13 protein-coding genes and 2 pseudogenes are annotated in these 17,374 nt (G+C 75.1%); 6 read left to right on the forward strand and 9 right to left on the reverse strand.

Annotated features, from left to right (window positions below; genetic code table 11):
* Nucleotides 1-3: 3 nt before the first annotated feature.
* From ACUW6W_RS06470 to ACUW6W_RS06490, 5 genes and pseudogenes are all read right to left on the reverse strand, one after another.
* Entirely contained in the window at nt 4-1,374 is a 1,371-nt protein-coding gene (locus ACUW6W_RS06470; RefSeq protein ID WP_230277942.1) for an O-acetylhomoserine aminocarboxypropyltransferase/cysteine synthase family protein, read from the reverse strand.
* A gap of 225 nt (nt 1,375-1,599) precedes the next feature.
* On the reverse strand, nt 1,600-2,532 hold the full coding sequence (locus tag ACUW6W_RS06475; RefSeq protein WP_049147891.1) for a hypothetical protein: 933 nt from the start codon (nt 2,530-2,532) through the stop codon (nt 1,600-1,602).
* A gap of 209 nt (nt 2,533-2,741) precedes the next feature.
* Nucleotides 2,742-3,278, reverse strand: a pseudogene (locus ACUW6W_RS06480) (metallophosphoesterase family protein).
* An 8-nt stretch (nt 3,279-3,286) separates the two neighbouring features.
* On the reverse strand, nt 3,287-4,093 hold the full coding sequence (locus tag ACUW6W_RS06485; RefSeq protein ID WP_041104449.1) for a DUF1648 domain-containing protein: 807 nt from the start codon (nt 4,091-4,093) through the stop codon (nt 3,287-3,289).
* Between the two features lie 15 nt (nt 4,094-4,108).
* Nucleotides 4,109-4,987, reverse strand: a complete 879-nt coding sequence (locus ACUW6W_RS06490) for an EamA family transporter (protein WP_041104451.1) — start codon at nt 4,985-4,987, stop codon at nt 4,109-4,111.
* Between the two features lie 201 nt (nt 4,988-5,188).
* Between ACUW6W_RS06490 and ACUW6W_RS06495 the strand changes: the two genes are divergently transcribed.
* The gene (locus ACUW6W_RS06495; protein ID WP_041104453.1) at nt 5,189-6,067 is read left to right on the forward strand and encodes a siderophore-interacting protein; all 879 of its coding nucleotides are present in this window, start codon (nt 5,189-5,191) and stop codon (nt 6,065-6,067) included.
* A 197-nt stretch (nt 6,068-6,264) separates the two neighbouring features.
* On the forward strand, nt 6,265-7,554 hold the full coding sequence (locus ACUW6W_RS06500) for a M20 metallopeptidase family protein (RefSeq protein WP_230277941.1): 1,290 nt from the start codon (nt 6,265-6,267) through the stop codon (nt 7,552-7,554).
* Here the strand turns inward: ACUW6W_RS06500 and acs are convergent.
* Nucleotides 7,503-9,708, reverse strand: a pseudogene (gene acs, locus ACUW6W_RS06505) (acetate--CoA ligase). The gene ACUW6W_RS06500 and the pseudogene acs sit on opposite strands and share 52 nt — an antisense overlap.
* Before the next feature lie 211 nt (nt 9,709-9,919).
* On the opposite strand from acs, the gene ACUW6W_RS06510 reads away from it, so the two are divergent.
* Complete coding sequence (locus ACUW6W_RS06510) at nt 9,920-11,176, forward strand: acyl-CoA dehydrogenase family protein (protein ID WP_010079560.1); 1,257 nt, start codon at nt 9,920-9,922, stop codon at nt 11,174-11,176.
* Nucleotides 11,177-11,207: 31 nt separating this feature from the next.
* On the opposite strand, the gene ACUW6W_RS06515 is transcribed toward ACUW6W_RS06510, so the two are convergent.
* The 3 genes from ACUW6W_RS06515 to ACUW6W_RS06525 are packed head-to-tail and all read right to left on the reverse strand — an operon-like array spanning nt 11,208 to nt 13,935.
* Entirely contained in the window at nt 11,208-12,074 is an 867-nt protein-coding gene (locus ACUW6W_RS06515; protein ID WP_044658679.1) for an ABC transporter permease, read from the reverse strand.
* On the reverse strand, nt 12,071-13,090 hold the full coding sequence (locus ACUW6W_RS06520; RefSeq protein ID WP_020621434.1) for an aliphatic sulfonate ABC transporter substrate-binding protein: 1,020 nt from the start codon (nt 13,088-13,090) through the stop codon (nt 12,071-12,073). The genes ACUW6W_RS06515 and ACUW6W_RS06520 overlap by 4 nt, the downstream gene beginning before the upstream one ends.
* A complete protein-coding gene (locus tag ACUW6W_RS06525; RefSeq protein ID WP_020621435.1) occupies nt 13,087-13,935 on the reverse strand; it encodes an ABC transporter ATP-binding protein in 849 nt (282 codons plus the stop codon). Before ACUW6W_RS06525 ends, ACUW6W_RS06520 begins: the two co-directional genes overlap by 4 nt.
* A gap of 491 nt (nt 13,936-14,426) precedes the next feature.
* Between ACUW6W_RS06525 and ACUW6W_RS06530 the strand changes: the two genes are divergently transcribed.
* The 3 genes from ACUW6W_RS06530 to ACUW6W_RS06540 are packed head-to-tail and all read left to right on the forward strand — an operon-like array spanning nt 14,427 to nt 17,360.
* The gene (locus ACUW6W_RS06530; protein ID WP_454179982.1) at nt 14,427-15,848 is read left to right on the forward strand and encodes an LLM class flavin-dependent oxidoreductase; all 1,422 of its coding nucleotides are present in this window, start codon (nt 14,427-14,429) and stop codon (nt 15,846-15,848) included.
* Nucleotides 15,849-15,906: 58 nt separating this feature from the next.
* On the forward strand, nt 15,907-16,617 hold the full coding sequence (locus ACUW6W_RS06535; protein ID WP_454179983.1) for a Tat (twin-arginine translocation) pathway signal sequence: 711 nt from the start codon (nt 15,907-15,909) through the stop codon (nt 16,615-16,617).
* A complete protein-coding gene (locus ACUW6W_RS06540; RefSeq protein WP_061867568.1) occupies nt 16,614-17,360 on the forward strand; it encodes a hypothetical protein in 747 nt (248 codons plus the stop codon). The genes ACUW6W_RS06535 and ACUW6W_RS06540 overlap by 4 nt, the downstream gene beginning before the upstream one ends.
* Nucleotides 17,361-17,374 lie beyond the last annotated feature (14 nt).

Consider the following 17,374-nt stretch of genomic DNA (forward strand, 5'->3'; position numbering starts at 1 on the left):
GGCTCAGGCCTCCTGCTCTGCGGGGACGACGGCGCCGTCGCGGGTACGGCCGGTGGCGTCGGTCAGGGCCTGGTCCAGGTCCCAGAGGATGTCCTCGACGTCCTCGATGCCCACCGAGATGCGGATCAGGTCCGCCGGGATGCCCGCGGCCACGAGCTGCTCGGCGGTGAGCTGCTGATGGGTCGTCGTGGCGGGGTGCAGCACCAGCGTCTTCGCGTCGCCGATGTTGGCCAGGTGGGAGGCCAGCTGCAGCGCGGAGATGAAGCGCGACGCCGTCGCGCGCCCGGCCTCCGGACCGGAGGCGCCGTCGTCGGTGTCCGTGGCCGCCGGGGCCACGCCGAAGCTGAACACCGAGCCGACGCCCCGGGGCAGCAGCTGCTGCGCGCGGGCGTGGTGCGGGTGGTCGGGCAGGCCGGCGTAGCGGACCCAGGAGACGCGCGGGTCCTCGTCCAGCCAGGTGGCGACGGCGCGGGCGTTGGCGAGGTGGGCGTCCATGCGCGGGGCCAGCGTCTCGACGCCGAGCAGGAGCTGGAAGGCCGACTGCGGGGCCAGCGACGGGCCGAAGTCGCGCAGCTGCTCCGAGCGGAGCTTGGTGAGGAAGCCGTACTCGCCGAAGTTGCCCCACCAGGAGACGCCGCCGTACGACGGCACGGGCTCGGTCATCGACGGGAACTTGCCGTTGTCCCACGGGAAGCGGCCGGACTCCACCACGACGCCGCCCAGCGTGGTGCCGTGGCCGCCGAGGAACTTCGTGGCCGAGTGGATCACGATGTCCGCGCCGTGCTCGATCGGCCGGATCAGGTAGGGCGGGGTGAGCGTGGCGTCCACCACGAGCGGGATGCCGTGCCGGTGGGCGACGTCGGCCAGACCCGGCAGGTCCACGACGTCACCGGAGGGGTTGGCGACGATCTCCGTGTACACGGCCTTCGTGTTGGGCTGGAGGGCGGCCTCGAAGTCCGCGGCCTCGGCGGAGTCCACGAACGTGGTCTCCACGCCGAACCGGCGCAGGGAGACGTCCAGCTGGGTGATCGTGCCGCCGTAGAGCTTCGAGGACGCCACGATGTGGTCGCCGGCCCCGGCGAGGGCCGCGAAGGTGATGAACTCGGCGGCCATGCCGGACGCCGTCGCGACGGCGCCGATGCCGCCCTCGAGCGTGGCGATGCGCTCCTCGAACGCCGCGACCGTGGGGTTGCCCAGGCGGCTGTAGATGTTGCCGTACTTCTGCAGCGCGAAGAGGTTGGCGGCGTCCTCGGCGGACTCGAACACGAAGGAGCTGGTCTGGTGGATCGGCACCGCGCGGGAGCCGTGGACGGCGTCCGGAACGGCGCCCGCGTGCAGCGCCTGGGTGCGGAAGCCGAACTCGTGGTCAGCCACGGGGGTCCTTTCGATGGAGGCTTCGGGACAGTCCGACCCATTGTCCCGGGCGAGGTGTGCCGGGGGCAGGGTGGGCACGTCGCAGAGCGTCACGCGGCGCCGGCCGGTGGCATGCAACGCGGGTTGAGTTATCACCGGTTACGCGGGCCTGGACCCGTGACAACTCAACCCGCGTTGGTCTGGACCCGTGACAACTCAACCCGCGTCGGGACGGGCGGGGGCGGATCAGCGCGTGCGGGCGAGCCGACGCCGGACCAGCCCTACGATCCGCCCGAACCCAGCGCGCTGGTCCTCCCAGGTGCAGCGCAGGGTCGTCCATTCCCGTTCGAGGCAGTACGCGTCCCGACGGGCGTCCCTCGCCTGCTGCTGAGCCGTGCGGTGGCCGGCGCCGTCGTACTGGAGGGCCAGGCGCGCCCCCCGGTACCCGAGGTCCACGACGGGCGAGGCCGGGTCGGCCGGGTCGACGGCGACCTGCAGCTCCGGCTCCGGCAGCCCGGCCCGGATCAGCGCGAGCCGGAGGAAGGTCTCGGGCGGGGAGTCGGCCCCGACGCGCACCTCCGCCAGCGCGGCACGTGCGAGACGGACACCCGGCCGGCCACGGCAGCGGGCGAGCACCTCCGACAGCTCGGACACGGTGGCCACGGGGTCCGCCCGGCCCGTCGGCGTCCACGGCGGACGCACCAGGTGGTCGCCGTCCGCGATGAGCCAGTCCACCTCGTGGGGGCGGAGCATCCCGGCGAGGTCGAACCAGGTGCGCGCCGCCGTCGTGACGCGCTGGCCGTCGGGAAGCTCGAGCACGTGGTCGGAGGGCAGTCGCACCCGGTGGCTGACGACGCCGTCCAGGTCGGTCCGGTGCGTGCGCGCGGAGCGGTCGAAGGTCAGGTGCAGTCCGGCGGGCCGCGCGAGGCGGGGCGGCAGCGGCAGTCCGTGCCAGAGGGCGGCAGAGACGTGGGAGACCACCCCGCCCGTGAGGCGGACCAGCGCGGCCGCGCCGTCCGGGGCGCACGGGTCGGGGATGCCCGCGGTGTGCACGCCGCGGCAGATCCGGGCGAGGTCTGCCGCGAGGGTGCGGCGCCACGGCAGGCCGGCGGCGTGCAGCTCGGCCGTCGTGAAGGCGCCCGCGGCGAGGGTGGACGGCAGGGGCGTGCGCGCGGTCATGGGGTGAGCCTGCCGCCCCCGGGCCCTGCGACGGACCGGACCGACGCGCCCTGGGGAGGGCCGCCGTCGTCGTGGTGGCTGTGCAGGAGCGGCCGACCCGCCGGTCATGGTGGCACCGGCGCGACGCGGGTTGAGTTATCACGGGTGCAAGCCGCCTGGACCCGTGATAACTCAACCAGCGTTGCAGGGGGGAGCGGCCGGCCCGTCGGTCACGGCGTGCGGTCCACGGACACCAGCTCCACGTCCTCGAGCCGCCCGCCCCGCACCACCGCGCGCATCAGCGTGCACACCGGCTGCCGTCGCCGGTCCGTGCAGGAGCCGGGGTTGAGCAGCCGCAGGCCCGGGTTCGCGGTCTCCGGGCCGGCCACGGTGTCCCACGGGATGTGGCTGTGCCCGAACACCAGCACGTCCGCGTCCGGGAACGCCGCGGCCATGCGGCGCTCGCGGCCGGCCGCCGGGCCCGTCTCGTGGACCATCGCGATCCGCACCCCGCCGATCTCCACGCGCGCCACCTCGGGCAGCCGCGCCCGCAGCCCCGGCCCGTCGTTGTTGCCCCACACGCCCACCAGCCGGGCGGCCCGTGCGTCGAGGTCGTCGAGCACGTCCTAGGTCACCCAGTCGCCGGCGTGGAGCACGACGTCGGCCCGCGCCACCCCGGCCCACACCTGCGCGGGCAGGGCGCGGGCACGCCGCGGGATGTGGGTGTCGGCGATCAGGAGCAGGCGGACGGCGACGTCGTCGGGCACGGTCCGCCTCACCGCGCGGCGAACGCGCCGAGCCAGAGCGCCAGCGGCAGGCCGATGATGAACACCGCCACGAATCCGCGCACCAGCCACCGGCCCACCGGCGTGGCGAGGTTGATCGTCACGCCCACGCCGTAGCCGGGGCGTTTGGCGGGGAAGACGGCCGGGTCCTCGGGGTCGCGCTTGAGCCCCAGGGGCGTCCACACCTCGTCCTCGGCGCGTTCCGCGGCCGTGGGCCGGTGCCCGAGCTCCGCCGCGACGCGGTCCGACCAGCGCGTCCACCGCCGCGTGCTGGCCCGCATCGCCGGGAAGATGCCCACCATGAGCACGGTCAGCGTGAGGGGCAGGATCCACCACGGCATCGTCCACGCCCCGGCGGCGAGCACCTCGGCCGTCATCGGGGCCAGCACCAGCACGATGAGCACGCACGACCACCCGAGGCTTTCCTGGACCCCGCGGTGCACCCCCGCCTGGCGCACGCGCCGCCACGGGGACAGCGCCGGATCCGTGGGGACGAGGGCGGTGACCATCGCGGAGACCAGGGCCAGGAACCCCGTCACGCCGAGGCCGATCAGCGGCCCCACCGCCACCGTGCCGAACGAGGTGTCCTCCCACGCATCCGGTCGCCCGTCGACGCCCCAGTGCGTGGGCACGCGCTCCGGCAGGCCTGGCAGGGCGACGAGGGCCCACCCCAGCAGCGCCAGGCACAGCACGGCCGCGAGCAGGAACGGCAGCCACGGACGCAGCCGGCCACGGCGCAGGGCGGCGCGCTCGGCGGCGGGGACGTCGTCGGGGGCGGGACGGGACGGGTGGGGCATCGACACAGGCTAGCCTCAGCCCCTGCCCGCCACACCCGGTGATCGGCCCGTCCAGACGGCGGCCGCGCACGCCGCGATCACCAGCAGCATCCCCGCCAGGTCCAGCGGGGTGAGCTCCTGCCCGCGCACGGCCCACGCCGTCAGCGCCGCCGCGATCGGCGAGAGGCACGTCAGCAGGGAGAACAGCGCGGTCGGCATGCGGCGCAGCACCTGCAGGTCGATCCCGTACGGCACCGCTGTGGACAGCAACGCCACGGCCAGCCCCACGCCCAGCACCACGGGGGAGAGCAGGGCCGCCCCCGCCGTCGCGACGCCGACCGGCAGCGCCACGAGGGACCCGGCCGCCGTCGCCAGGGCCAGCCCCTGCACCCCCGGCAGGTGGGTCCCCGCGCGCCGCGAGAGCAGGATGTACCCCGCCCAGCACGCCGCCGCGGCCAGCGCGAGCGCCACCCCCACCGGGTCCAGCCCCGCCCCGCCGATCCCGCCGTCCGCGCTGAACCCCTCCCGGCCGAGCACCCCGATCCCGGCGAGCGCGAGGGCCGCCCACGCCGCCGATCGCCACGACGGCCGCGCCGCCACGGACAGCGCCAGCGGCCCGAGCACCTCGAACGTCACGGCCACGCCCTGCGGGATCCGCGCGAACGCCTCGTAGATGGCCAGGTTCATGCCGGTCATGGCCGCGCCCAGCCCGACGACGGCGGCCCACCCCCGGGGGCCCAGGCCGGCGAGGGCGGCGCGGCTCGGCCGGGTGACGAGCAGCAGCACGGCCGCGGAGAACACCACGCGCAGGGCGACCATGGCGGACGCGCCGACGTCGTCGAACAGCAGGCCCGCCACGGACGCGCCGAGCTGCTGGCTCAGCAGCGAGAGCAGGACGAGCAGGACGAGACGCACGCCCACAGCCTAGGGGCGCGCCGCGCCACCCCGGCCCCGGCCGGCGCGGGACCGCTGCTGCCGGAGGACCACCGGGGGGCCCGGTTCCGCCGACCCCGAGGCCGCGGAAAACATCACGCTGACGTGCGCTAATCCGCCTCGTCGTGGGAAAGTGGGGGACGCGCGCCGGCGCAGACCCCGCCCCGATCCCAGGAGGCCCGCATGGCCCGGCCCCAGACCGTCCTCACCGTGGTGGCCGCCCGCCGGCTCACCCCGCACCTCGTGCGCCTGACCCTCGGCGGCGAGCAGTTCGACGCCGTCCACGCCCGCTGGGCGGAGAAGGGCGCCACGGACCAGTACGTGAAGCTGCTCTTCGCCGACCCCGCGCTCGGCCTCGAGCCCCCGTACGACCTGGACGCCCTCCGCGAGCGCCTCGCCCCGGAGCAGCTGCCGGTCCGCCGCACCTACACGGTGCGCCGCATGGACGCGGCCGCCCGCACCATGGACGTCGACTTCGTGGTCCACGGCGCGTCCGACGACGGCGCCGCCCCCGGGCACGACGGCGGCCTGGCCGGGGCGTGGGCGGCCTCCGAGCCCGTGGGGCAGCAGGTCGCGTTCCTGGGCCCCGGCGGCGCCTACCGACCCGACCCCACCGCCGACTGGCACCTGCTCGCGGGCGATGAGGCCGCGCTGCCGGCGATCGCCGCCGCCCTCGAGGACCTGGCCGCCACGGACGCCGCGGCGGCCGGTGTCGCGTTGATCGAGGTGACCGACGCAAGCGACGAGGTGCCCCTGACCGCGCCGGCCGGCGTCGAGGTGCGCTGGCTGCACCGCGGCGGCCCCTTCACCCCGGAGACGACGCGGTTCGCCGCCGCCGTCGAGGACGCGGGGTGGCGGGACGGACGGGTGCACGCGTTCGTGCACGGCGAGCGGGAGCAGGTCAAGCGCGTCCGGGCGTACCTCACGGACGTGCGCGGCGTGGACCGGCGGCAGCTGTCGGTGAGCGCGTACTGGGCCTACGGCCGTGCCGAGGATGTGTTCCAGGCGGAGAAGCAGACCCCGGTGGGGCAGATCTTCGAGGACGGCGCCACCGGCGGCTGACCCGCACAGGTTCGGCACAGCCGCGGCTGCGCCTCCGGCCCGCCGCGAACGCCACCTTCACCGAGTGGAACGCGGTCGAGGCGCACGAGGCCCCCGCCTCGGAGGACGTCTTCGACCTGCCCGAGCTGCAGGGGCTGGCCGGCTGACCCGCTGGGCGATCCGGGTGGGCCGGCGGGGCGCCACGGCATGATGTCCTGATGGACCGCACCGCCCCCACCCCGCCCGCGAACGCCCTCGCCCCGGACCTGCCGGAGGACATCGCCCGGGAGGCGATCGCCTTCCGCCGCCTCCTCCACGGGCATCCGGAGCTGGACCTGCACCTGCCCCGCACCCAGGCCGCCGTCCTCGAGCGGCTCGAGGCCCTGCGCGCTGAGGCGGGGGAGGATGCCGCCACCGGCCGCCCTGCGCTGGAGACGAGCGTGGGCCGGGCGCTGAGCTCCGTCGTCGTGGTGCTGCGCGGCGGGGCCCCGCTGCCGGAGGGGGCCCGGCGGCCGGTCGTGCTGCTGCGGGGGGACATGGACGCCCTGCCCGTCACGGAGGAGACCGGGCTGGAGTACGCCCCCTCCGTGCCGGGCACCATGCACGCCTGCGGCCACGACCTGCACACCGCCGGCCTCCACGGCGCGCTGGCCTGGCTGGTGCGCCGTCGCGGGGAGCTCGCCGCCGACGTGGTGGCCATGTTCCAGCCCGGGGAGGAGACCGGCGGCGGCGCCCTGCACATGATCCAGGAGGGACTGCTGGAGGCGGCCGGGCGACCGGTGGACGCCGCCTACGCGATCCATGTCTCCTCGGGCACGTACCCGCGCGGCGTCCTGCGCAGCCGCCCGGGGGCGATCCAGGCCGGCTGCGACGACCTGGTGGTGACGGTGCACGGTCGAGGCGGGCACGGCTCCGTGCCGCACCTGGCCCAGGATCCGGTGCCCGTGGCCGCCGAGATGGTGCTGGCGCTGCAGTCCGTGGTCACCCGGCAGTTCGACGCCTTCGACCCGGTGGTCGCGACCGTCGGGCACCTGAGCGCGGGCACGGCGGCCAACATCATCCCGGACAGCGCCACCCTCGCCCTCACCCTGCGGACCTTCTCCGCGGACGCCCGCGCCCGGCTGCGCGCGGCCGTGGAGCGCATGGTGCACGGGATCGCCGCGGCGCACGGCATGAGCGCCCAGGTCCGGACGGACTGCGCGTTCCCGGTGACGGCCAACGACGCGGACGCGGTGGCCTTCGTCCGCCGGACCGTGGAGGACCTGTACGGGGCCGACGCCTACCGGGAGCTGCCCGAGCCCGAGCCCGGCAGCGAGGACTTCTCCGAGGTCCTCCAGCGGGTGCCCGGCGCCTACGTCCTGCTCGGGGCGGTCCCGGAGGGCGTGGACCCGGACGAGGCCCCGGTCAACCACTCCCCGCAGGCCGTGTTCGACGACGCCGTGGTGCCGCGGGCCGCTCAGGTGCTGGCCGAGCTGGCGCTGCGGACGGCGCCGGTGCCGGCGTCCTGAGCGCGGCGGCCGGCCCGGAGCACCTCGGCGATCTGCCCGACGCACGGCTCGTTCTGCAGGCTCGTGGTGTCCCCGAGCGCGGTGCCCTGGTGCAGCTGCGTCAGCAGCCGCCGCATGATCTTGCCCGAACGGGTCTTGGGCACGTCGGGGACGAAGACCACCTCGGCGGGCTTGGCCACCGGCCCGATCACCCGCCCCACATGCCGCCGCAGCTCCTCGGCGCGGTCGGCGGCGGAGGCGCCGGGGCCGTCGTCGCCGGCCAGCCAGCTCTCGTGCGCCACGACGAAGGCGACGGCGGCGTGCCCGGTGGTCTCGTGCGGCACGGGGCACACCCCCGCCTCGATCACCTCCGGGTGCGCCACGAGGGCGGACTCGATCTCGATGGTGCTCAGCCGGTGCCCGGAGATGTTGATGACGTCGTCCACGCGCCCGAGGATCCAGACGTCGCCGTCCTCGTCCCGCTTGGCGCCGTCGCCGGCGAGGAACCAGCCCGCCTCGCCCTGGTCCGCGTAGTCCTCCCAGTACGAGTGGAAGTAGCGGGCCGGGTTCCGCCACACGGTCCGCGCCATCGCCGGCGAGGTGCGGGTGACCACGATCCGGCCCTGCAGGCCCTCGGGCGTGGGGGCGCCGTCGTCGTCGACCACGGCCACGTCCACCCCCGGCAGGGGCCGGGAGCCGCAGCCCGGCTTGAAGGCCGTGTCCGTGGGGCGGGGGGGAGAGCACGGTGGCGCCCGTCTCGGACTGCCACCACGTGTCCACCATCGGCAGGTCCGGGGTGTCCCGGCCGATCTGGGTGCGGGCCCACGTCCAGGCCTCCGGGTTCACGGACTCGCCCACGGTCCCGATCAGGCGGATCGAGGACAGGTCCGGACCGCCGTCCGCGTGCGCCGGGATCCCGTCCGGATGCCAGCCCTTGAGCGAGCGGATCAGGGTGGGCGCCGTGTAGTAGCTCGTCACCCGGTAGCGCTCGATCACCTCGAAGTGCCGGCCCGGGTGCGGGGCGTTCGGCACACCCTCGTAGATCACCTGCGTGACCCCGTTCGAGAGCGGACCGTAGATCTCGTAGGTGTGCGCGGTGACCCAGGCCAGGTCCGCGGTGCACCAGTGGACGTCGTCGTCGCGCCGTGCCGGGTTCGGGTGGGAGAACAGGAAGTCGTGCGTCCACGAGGCCGCGGCGAGGTACCCGCCGGAGGTGTGCACGAGCCCCTTGGGCTGTCCCGTGGTGCCGGAGGTGTACATGATGAACAGCGGGTGCTCCGCGTCGAAGGCGCGCGGGGTGTGGGTGTCCGGCTGGCGGTCCACGACGTCGTGCCACCACAGGTCTCGGCCCTCGGTCCACGGGATGTCCCGGTGGCCCGTGCGGTCCAGGACGAGGATGTGCTCGATCGCGTTGTCCCCGGACACGGCCTCGTCCGCGTTGGCCTTCACGGGGACGGCGGCACCGCGGCGGAACTGGCCGTCGGTGGTGACGAGCAGCTTGGCGCCCGTGTCCTCGACGCGGAACCGCAGCGCCTCCGCCGAGAACCCGCCGAACACGAGCGAGTGCACGGCGCCGATCCGCGCGCACGCCAGCGTGATGACGATCGTCTCGACGAGCACGGGCAGGTACACGACGACGCGGTCGCCCGCCTCGATGCCCAGCTCCTCGAGGGCGTTCGCGGCCTGGGCGACCTCGCGCTGCAGCTGTGCGTAGGTGACGGCGCGGCGGTCGCCGGGCTCGCCCTCGAAGTACAGGGCGACCTTCTCCCCGCGCCCCGCCGCCACGTGGCGGTCCACGCAGTTCACGGCCACGTTCAGGGTGCCGTCCTCGTACCAGCGGATCTCCGGGCCGCGCTCGGCGGCCGGGTCCGGGGCGGTGAGGGAGCGTGTCCGGGTGAAGGGTCGCTCCCAGCTCAGACGTCGGCCGGCCGCCTCCCAGAACGCGAGCCGGTCCGCCTCGGCCACCGGGCGGCCGTCGCCGCGCCCGCCGTGCAGCCGGTCCGCCGGGCGGCCGGGGTGGACGTCCGGGTCGGCGGCGTCGACGAGCGCCTGCGGGAGGGGGCCGGGCAGCGTGGCGAGGGCCGCGGCGGGCACGCCGTCGTTCGGTCCGCGGACGGCCCCGGAGGCGCCCTCCTCGGCCGGGTCGGGGCGGGCGGGGTCCTCGGTGGGCGTCATGGGCGGCGGTTCCTCCTGGTCGGCGGGTCCGACCAGGGTAGGGACGCCGACGACGGCGCCCCGCCCGCCGTCGTCACCGGCGGTCATGCTCGGCCCGCCGGACCCCCGCGGGCGCCCGGCGCGGGCCAGGGCGACGGCGGCCGGTGTGGATCCCGTCCCACGGCCGGGTCGCCCCGGCCGCCGGCCCGCCCGCGCGTGTCAGAGTAGGGCCATGACCACCTACGCCACCCTCGCCGCCCGGTACGCCGACGCCTTCGACTCCGTCGCCCACGGCGAGCGGGCCCGCGAGGCGGGCCGGCACCTGCCGTTCGCCGCCCTCGGGGAGCTGCAGGCCGCCGGGTTCGGCAAGGTCGGTGTCCCCGAGGACGCGGGCGGCGAGGGCGGCGGCAGCGAGACCGTGCTGCGCCTGCTCATGGACCTGGCCGCCCGGGACGTGAACACCGCGCACGTCTGGCGCTCCCACCTCGTGTTCATCGCCACGGCCATGGACCAGGCGCCCGCCCGTCGGGAGCGGTGGCTGCGGCACATCGTCGACGGGGACTGGGCCGGCTCCGCCCTGGCCGAACGCGCCGGCGGGGCCGCGCCGGGCCGTGCCGCCACCCTGGCCAGCCGGGACGAGGGCGGCACCTGGGTCGTGCGGGGGCAGAAGTACTACGCGACCGGCTCGGCCTTCGCCACGTGGACCGCCGCGACCGTGGGCATCGAGGGGGCGGACCTCGTCTCCCGCCGGAACTCCAAGCGGGCCGGGGGCGCGGTCCGCGAGCCGGACCGGGCCGTCGCCGTCGTGCGCGTGCGTCAGCCGCGCGTGGGCATCAAGGACGACTGGGACGGCTTCGGCCAGCGCCTGACCGCCACCGGGTCCGTGGTGCTCGACGACGCCGCGGCCGAGGAGCTGCTCGAGGTGCCGCGGCAGGACGGGCCCGTGCCCGTGCTCATGGAGGCGACCCTGCTGGCGCTGCAGGCCGGGATCGGCCGGGCGGCGCTCACGGAGGGCACGCAGCTGCTGCGGCAGCGGCGCCGCACCTTCAACACCGGCACGGCCGCGCTGCCCAAGGACGACCCCCAGCTCCTCGAGATCATGGGGCAGCTGGCCGGGCGGCAGGCCGCGGCCGAGCTGATGGTGCGCGAGATCGGGCGGCTGCTCGACGAGGGGCAGGACGGCGCCGACGGGGCCGGCCCGGCGGAGGCCGACGTCGTGGCGGCGTCCGCCGAGGCGATGGCCGCCGCGTACCGGGCCCAGGCCGTGGTGCCGGAGGCCGTCCTCGAGGTGTGCACCCGCATCTTCGACACGCTCGGCGCGTCGGCGACGTCGGCCACGCTGCGGCTCGACCGGCACTGGCGCAACGCCCGCACCCTCGCCACCCACGACCCGGCGGCGTTCAAGGTGCGCATGGCCGGCGACTGGCTCGTGAACGGCACCCCGCCGACCGCCTACACGTCGGCCGGCGAGGTCCCCGAGGGGGACTGACCCGACGACCGGGCGGCCGGACGTGCCGGGCTCAGGCCCAGCGGCGCAGGGCCCGGCGCTCCAGCAGGCCGAGCAGCCAGTCGGTGAGCTTGCCGAGCACGGCGAGCAGGATGATCGCCAGGATCAGGCGGTCCGTGCGTCCGTTGTTCTGCGAGTCGGTGAGCAGGAAGCCCAGGCCCATCGAGGAGGCGATCAGCTCCGCGGCCACCAGGAACAGCCAGGCCTGGGCCAGGGCCAGCCGCAGGCCGGAGAACACGGCCGGCACCACGGCGGGCAGCTGCACCGTCCGCAGCAGGGACAGCCCGTGGTAGCCGAAGGCCCGACCGGCCTCCACCAGGTGCGGGTCCACATGGCGCAGGGCGGCGTAGACGGTGGTGAACACCGGGAAGAACGCGCCGATCGCGATGAGGGTGACCTTGGACTCCTCGCCGATCTGCATCCACAGGATCAGCAGCGGCACCCAGGCCAGCGAGGGCACCGCGCGCAGCGCCCCGATCAGCGGGGCGAACAGCGCGTCCGCCCACCGGGACAGCCCGAGCGCGGACCCCACGGCCAGCCCGAGTGCGGCGCCGAGCAGGAAGCCCAGCAGCACGCGCTGGGTGGAGATCCCCACGTGCAGCCACAGGTCGCCCCGCTCCAGCAGGTTGACGCCGGCGCTCAGCACCGCGCCGGGGGAGGGCAGCTGCACCGCGGAGAGCAGCCCGGCGGCCGTCACCGCCCACCACAGCACCAGGAGGACAGCGGGCGCGGCCAGCCCCACCACCGCCCGGGCGCCGGGCCGGTCCAGCACCCGGGGCCGCTGCCGTCGGCGCGCCCCTGTGTCGCCGTCGTCGTGACCCGACCGCTCGCGCGCCTCGGGGCCCGTCGTCGCGGCGGGGGTGGTCAGGGCGGCGCTCATCGGATGGCCTCCTCGGCGAAACGGGTGTCCAGGATGCTCGCCAGCGCGGCGTCCACCTGGTGCTGGTAGTCGACGGACCCGGTGCCGACCAGGATCCGTCCGACCCCCGTCAGGGCGTCGAGCAGCTCCTGGCCCGGCACGGGGCTGACGTCCGCGTTGGTGCGTTCGAGGATCACGGTGCGGGCGACGTCGGGAGAGATCTTCGCGGCCTCGGCCAGGATCCCGACGGTCTCGTCCGGGTGCTCGAGCGCCCAGGCGCGGGCGCGTTCGTACGTGTCCAGGACGGTCTGGGCCGTCTCCGGGTCCGCCTCGAGGAAGGACTCCGTGGCGTTGAGGACGGAGAACGTGTTCAGGGCGAGGTCCCGGTACAGGAAGCGGGCGCCCTCGGCCTCGGCCTTGGCCATGATCGGGTCGAGCCCGGACCACGCGGCCACCGATCCGCCGGCGAGGGCGGCGCGGCCGTCGGCGTGCTGCAGGTTCTGGATCTCGACGTCGGCCGGGTCCACCCCGGCGGCCTCGAGCGCCTGCACGGCGAAGAAGTACGGGTCCGTCCCGCGCGTGGCGGCCACCGTGCGGCCCGCGAGCTGGGCGACGTCCGTGATGTCCGAGCCGGGCGGGACCATGAGCGCGGACCACTCCGGCCGCGAGGCGACGCCCACGATGCGCGTGGGCGCTCCGTTGGCCCGGTTCAGCAGCGCGGCCGAGCCGGCCGTCGACCCGATGTCCACGGAGTTCGAGCGCAGGAGCTCGTTGGCCTTGTTGGAGCCGGCGGAGAACACCCAGTTCACCCGGACGCCGCGGGGCGCGAGCGTCTCCTCCAGCCATCCCTGGTGGCGGATCACGAGGGAGAGCGGGTTGTAGGTGGCGTAGTCGATGCTCAGCGTGTCCGGACCGTTCACCGGCCCGGTCGTCGCCTCACCCTGCAGGACGCATCCGCTCAGGCCCAGGGGCAGGGACGCGGCCAGCAGGCCGAGCGCCGTGCGACGGGTCAGGCGTGCGGAGCCGGCGCCGCTCATCGGGCGTGGCTCTCGACGCCGAGGCCCTCGAGGAGCTCGGCGCGCAGCCGGGCCAGGCGGGCGTCCGCGCGGTCGCGGGGACGGGCCCCCGGCACGTCCACGATCCGCCCCACGGTCGCTCCGGGGCGGGCCCCGCCGTCGGGCGCGGGGACGTCACGGGCGAGCAGCAGCACGCGGTCGGCGAGCTGCAGGGCCTCCTCCACGTCATGGGTGATGAGCAGGACGGTGGTGCCGGTGGCGGCGTGCACGTCCAGCAGCAGGTCCTGCATCTTCAGGCGCGTCAGGGCGTCGAGGGCGCCGAAGGGCTCGTCGAGCAGCAGCACGCCGGGGCGGCGCGCCAGGGCGCGGGCGAGCGAGGCCCGCTGGGCCATGCCGCCGGAGACCTCCCGGGGGCGGTGCTCCGCGAAGGGCGCGAGGCCCACGAGCTCGAGCAGCTCCTGCACGCGGTCCCGGCCCGCGGCGCGGTCCAGCTCCCGGGGCAGGCCGAGTTCCACGTTGCGGCGCAGGGTGCGCCAGGGCAGCAGGCGCGGCTCCTGGAAGCCGACGGCGGTGCGCTCGTCGTAGGGTCGCACGGGCGAGCCGTCGATCAGCAGCTCTCCGTCGAAGTCCGGGTCCAGGCCGGCCACGGCGCGCAGCAGCGTGGACTTGCCGCAGCCGGAGGCGCCGATCACGGCGAGCACCTCGCCGGGCGCCACGGTCAGGTCCACGTCGCGCAGGACGACGCGTGGTCCGTCCGCGGTGGGGAACGTGCGCCCGACGCCGCGGAAGACGACGTCGAGGCTGTGGCGGTCCTCGTCCCGGACCGGGGTGGAGGCGGTGGCACGGGAAGGCGCGTGCACGCTCATGGAGGGCTCCCATCGTCGCTTCGTCGTCGGTGTCGGACGGATACGGATGCCAGTAGACCACCGCGGGCCCGGTCGGCCGCGCGGTCGCCCGGCCGCCGGCGCCGGAGGGTCACACGGGCGTCACACCGGGGGCGCCGGGCCCCGCGCCGATCCCGCGCCGAGCCGGCGCCGAGCCAGCGCCGAGCCAGACGTTTCGGTCGTCTCCGTAGGGTGGAGGCAGCAGATTTCTCTGGCTCAGCGCTGGGGTGTCACTGGCTCAGCGCTGGGGTGCCGCTGAGTCGCCGCAGGGACGCCACCCGCGGACGTGTCCTCCGTCACGGTCAGGGCATGTCACGAACCGGGCGCCGGACGCGTGGCCGGGTCCGGCGGGGCCGTCATGAACCCCTGGGCCGGACCGACTTCCACCGCCGGCCGCGTCAGCGTTGCATGGTGCGGAACCGTCGCTCGCCCGGCCGCGCCCCTGCGACCGGGCGGCCCTGGAAAGGAGACCCATGAGCACCGTCGAGAACGCCGGGGCCGGAGCACCCACCCGCCCGGACGAGCACCGCGAGATCCTCTTCAACGCATTCGACATGAACTGCGTCGCCCACCAGTCCCCGGGGCTCTGGCGTCACCCCGACGACCACGCCCGCGACTACAACACCCTGGGCTACTGGACGCACCTGGCGCAGACGCTGGAGAAGGGCCTGTTCGACGGCCTGTTCATCGCCGACGTCCTCGGCCCGTACTCCGTGTACGGCGGCACCTCCGAGGCCGCCATCAAGACCGGCGCGCAGACCCCCGTGAACGACCCGTTCCTGCTCGTCTCCGCGATGGCCGCGGTCACCGAGCACCTCGGCTTCGGCGTCACCGCCGGCACCGCCTACGAGCACCCCTACCCGTTCGCCCGCCGCCTCGCCACGCTCGACCACCTCACGGGCGGCCGCGTGGGCTGGAACGTGGTCACCGGCTACCTGCCCTCCGCCGCCCAGAACATGGGCCAGGACGACCAGATGGAGCACGACGAGCGCTACGAGCACGCCGACGAGTACCTCGACGTCGTCTACAAGCTCCTCGAGGGCTCGTGGGAGGACGACGCCGTCGTCTACGACAAGGAGTCCGGCGTGTTCGCGGACCCGGCCAAGGTCCACGACATCGCCCACGAGGGCACGTGGTTCAAGGTCCCCGGCCACGCCGTCACCGAGCCGTCCGTGCAGCGCACCCCCGTGATCTACCAGGCCGGCGCCTCGACGCGCGGCCGCGCCTTCGCCGGCAAGCACGCCGAGGCCGTGTTCATCAACTCCCCCACGAAGGAGCTGGCGGCCGCCACCGTGAAGAAGATCCGCCAGGCCCTGGTGGACGCCGGCCGTGACCCGTACGACGTGAGGATCTTCGCGATGCAGACGGTCGTCACCGGGGCCACCGACGAGGACGCGCGGGCCAAGTACGACGACCTGGCGCAGTACGTGGACCCGCTGGGCGGCCTCGTGCTCATGTCCGGCTGGATGGGCATCGACCTGTCCCAGTACGACCTGGACGAGCCGATCGGGGACGTGAAGTCGAACGCCATCCAGTCCGCCGTGGAGACCTTCCAGAAGGCCTCCGGCACGGATGAGGAGTGGACCGTGCGCAAGCTCGCCGAATGGGTGGGCATCGGCGGCTTCGGCCCCGTGATCGTGGGCGGCGGCGAGTCCGCGGCCCGTCAGCTCGTCGAGTGGGCCGACGAGACCGACGTGGACGGCTTCAACCTCGCCTACCACATCACCCCGGGCACCTTCGAGGACATCGTGGAGTTCGTGGTGCCGGAGCTGCAGAAGCTCGGCCGCTACAAGACCGCGTACACGGACGGCACGCTGCGCCACAAGCTCTTCGGCCGCGGCGACCACCTGCCGCAGAACCACCACGGCGCGTCCTTCGCCCTGCGCCGCCGGTAGGGTGACGCCAGTGGCCGCGGCGCCCTGCCTCGGCCGGCAGCAGCCCCAGGAGGAGAACATGCAGCGCAGACGTGCCGTCCGCGCGGCCGGGCTCGGCGTCGTGGGCGCCCTGGCCTTGGCCGGGTGCGCATCCGAGCCGCAGTCGGCGGGGGAGGCCTGGCATCAGGCCCGCACCCAGTTGGACGAGGCCAAGACCGTCCGACTCGAGACCGCCTACACCACCGGCCGTCAGGGCCCGCAGTCGGTCCGCTGGGACATCGCCGGCCGGCTCGACGGCGGCGACGCCGAGTCGAAGGGCGTCATGCAGGTCGGCCGCGACTCGCACATCACCATGGAGTCCCGCCAGGTCGGCGAGGACGTGTTCGTGCGGGTCGACGTGGACGGGTCCGACGTCCCGGACGACGTCCAGATGATGTACTCCGACCCGCAGTGGCGCCGTGTCTCGGCCGGCGAGGGGCAGGAACCGCCCCTGAAGTCCCTCCTCGACCAGGTGGGCCTCCCCGCGGCGGACGCCCTCGACGGCGCCGAGGTGCGCGCCGAGGAGGTCGACTGGGACGGCGGCACGGCCTACCGCTATGCCGTGCCCGAGGAGGTCGCCGACGCGGCGATGGCCGAGGGCGACGCCACCCGGGTGCACTCCTTCACGGTGGACGACGACGGCGAGCTGGTCGCGCTCACCGTCGACGACGGCCGGGCCACCCAGCAGTACGCCCTGAGCGACTGGAACCAGATCGAGCCGGCCGAGGCGCCGGAGGAGGTGGCCGAGTGAGGCAGCGCCAGACCCAGACCCGCCGCACCCGACGCGGCCTGTCCCTCGCCGCCCTCGGGGCGGCCGCCCTGCTGCTGACCGGCTGCGCCTCGGGCGACGACGCCCCCGGCGCCTGGGACCGTGCCCGCACCCAGCTCGAGGAGGCCGACTCCGTCCGCATGGTCACCGAGCTGCGGTCCGAGGCCCCGAGCAACGGGCGCGCGGTCCCGGACTCGGTGGACATCTCCGGTCCCGTGGACGGCTCGTCCATGCGGTACGTGTCCGTGTACCAGGACGACGGCCTGATCACCCGGGACGAGTCCCGGATCGTGGACGGCACCGCGTACTCCCGGTTCACGGTGGAGCGCGCCGGCACGAGCGGTGAGGACCGCCCCGCCTATGCGGAGCGCTGGACCGCCACCCCGTACGAGAGCGATCCCAGCGCCACCGGCATGGGCGCGATGGTGAGCTCGCTGCTGGGCTCCCTGCCGGAGTCGGGCGGCCTGGACGACGTCGAGGCGGACGCGGACGGCATCCGCCGCAGCGGTCAGGATGCGATCCGCTACGTGCTGGACGAGCCCGTCTCGGGCCCGCAGGAGGGCGTGGAGCTGACCGCGTTCACGGTGTCCAAGGAGGACGGCCGCCTGCTCACCGTGGAGACCGAGTCCGCCGGCACGAAGGCCGTGGTGACCCTCTCCGAGATGGGCGGGGTGGATCCGGTGCAGGCCCCGCCGGCCGACGAGGTCCTGAAGCAGGACGGCTGACCCGGCCCACGGCG

The sequence above is a fragment of the Micrococcus sp. 093350064-1 genome (genome assembly GCF_053627955.1).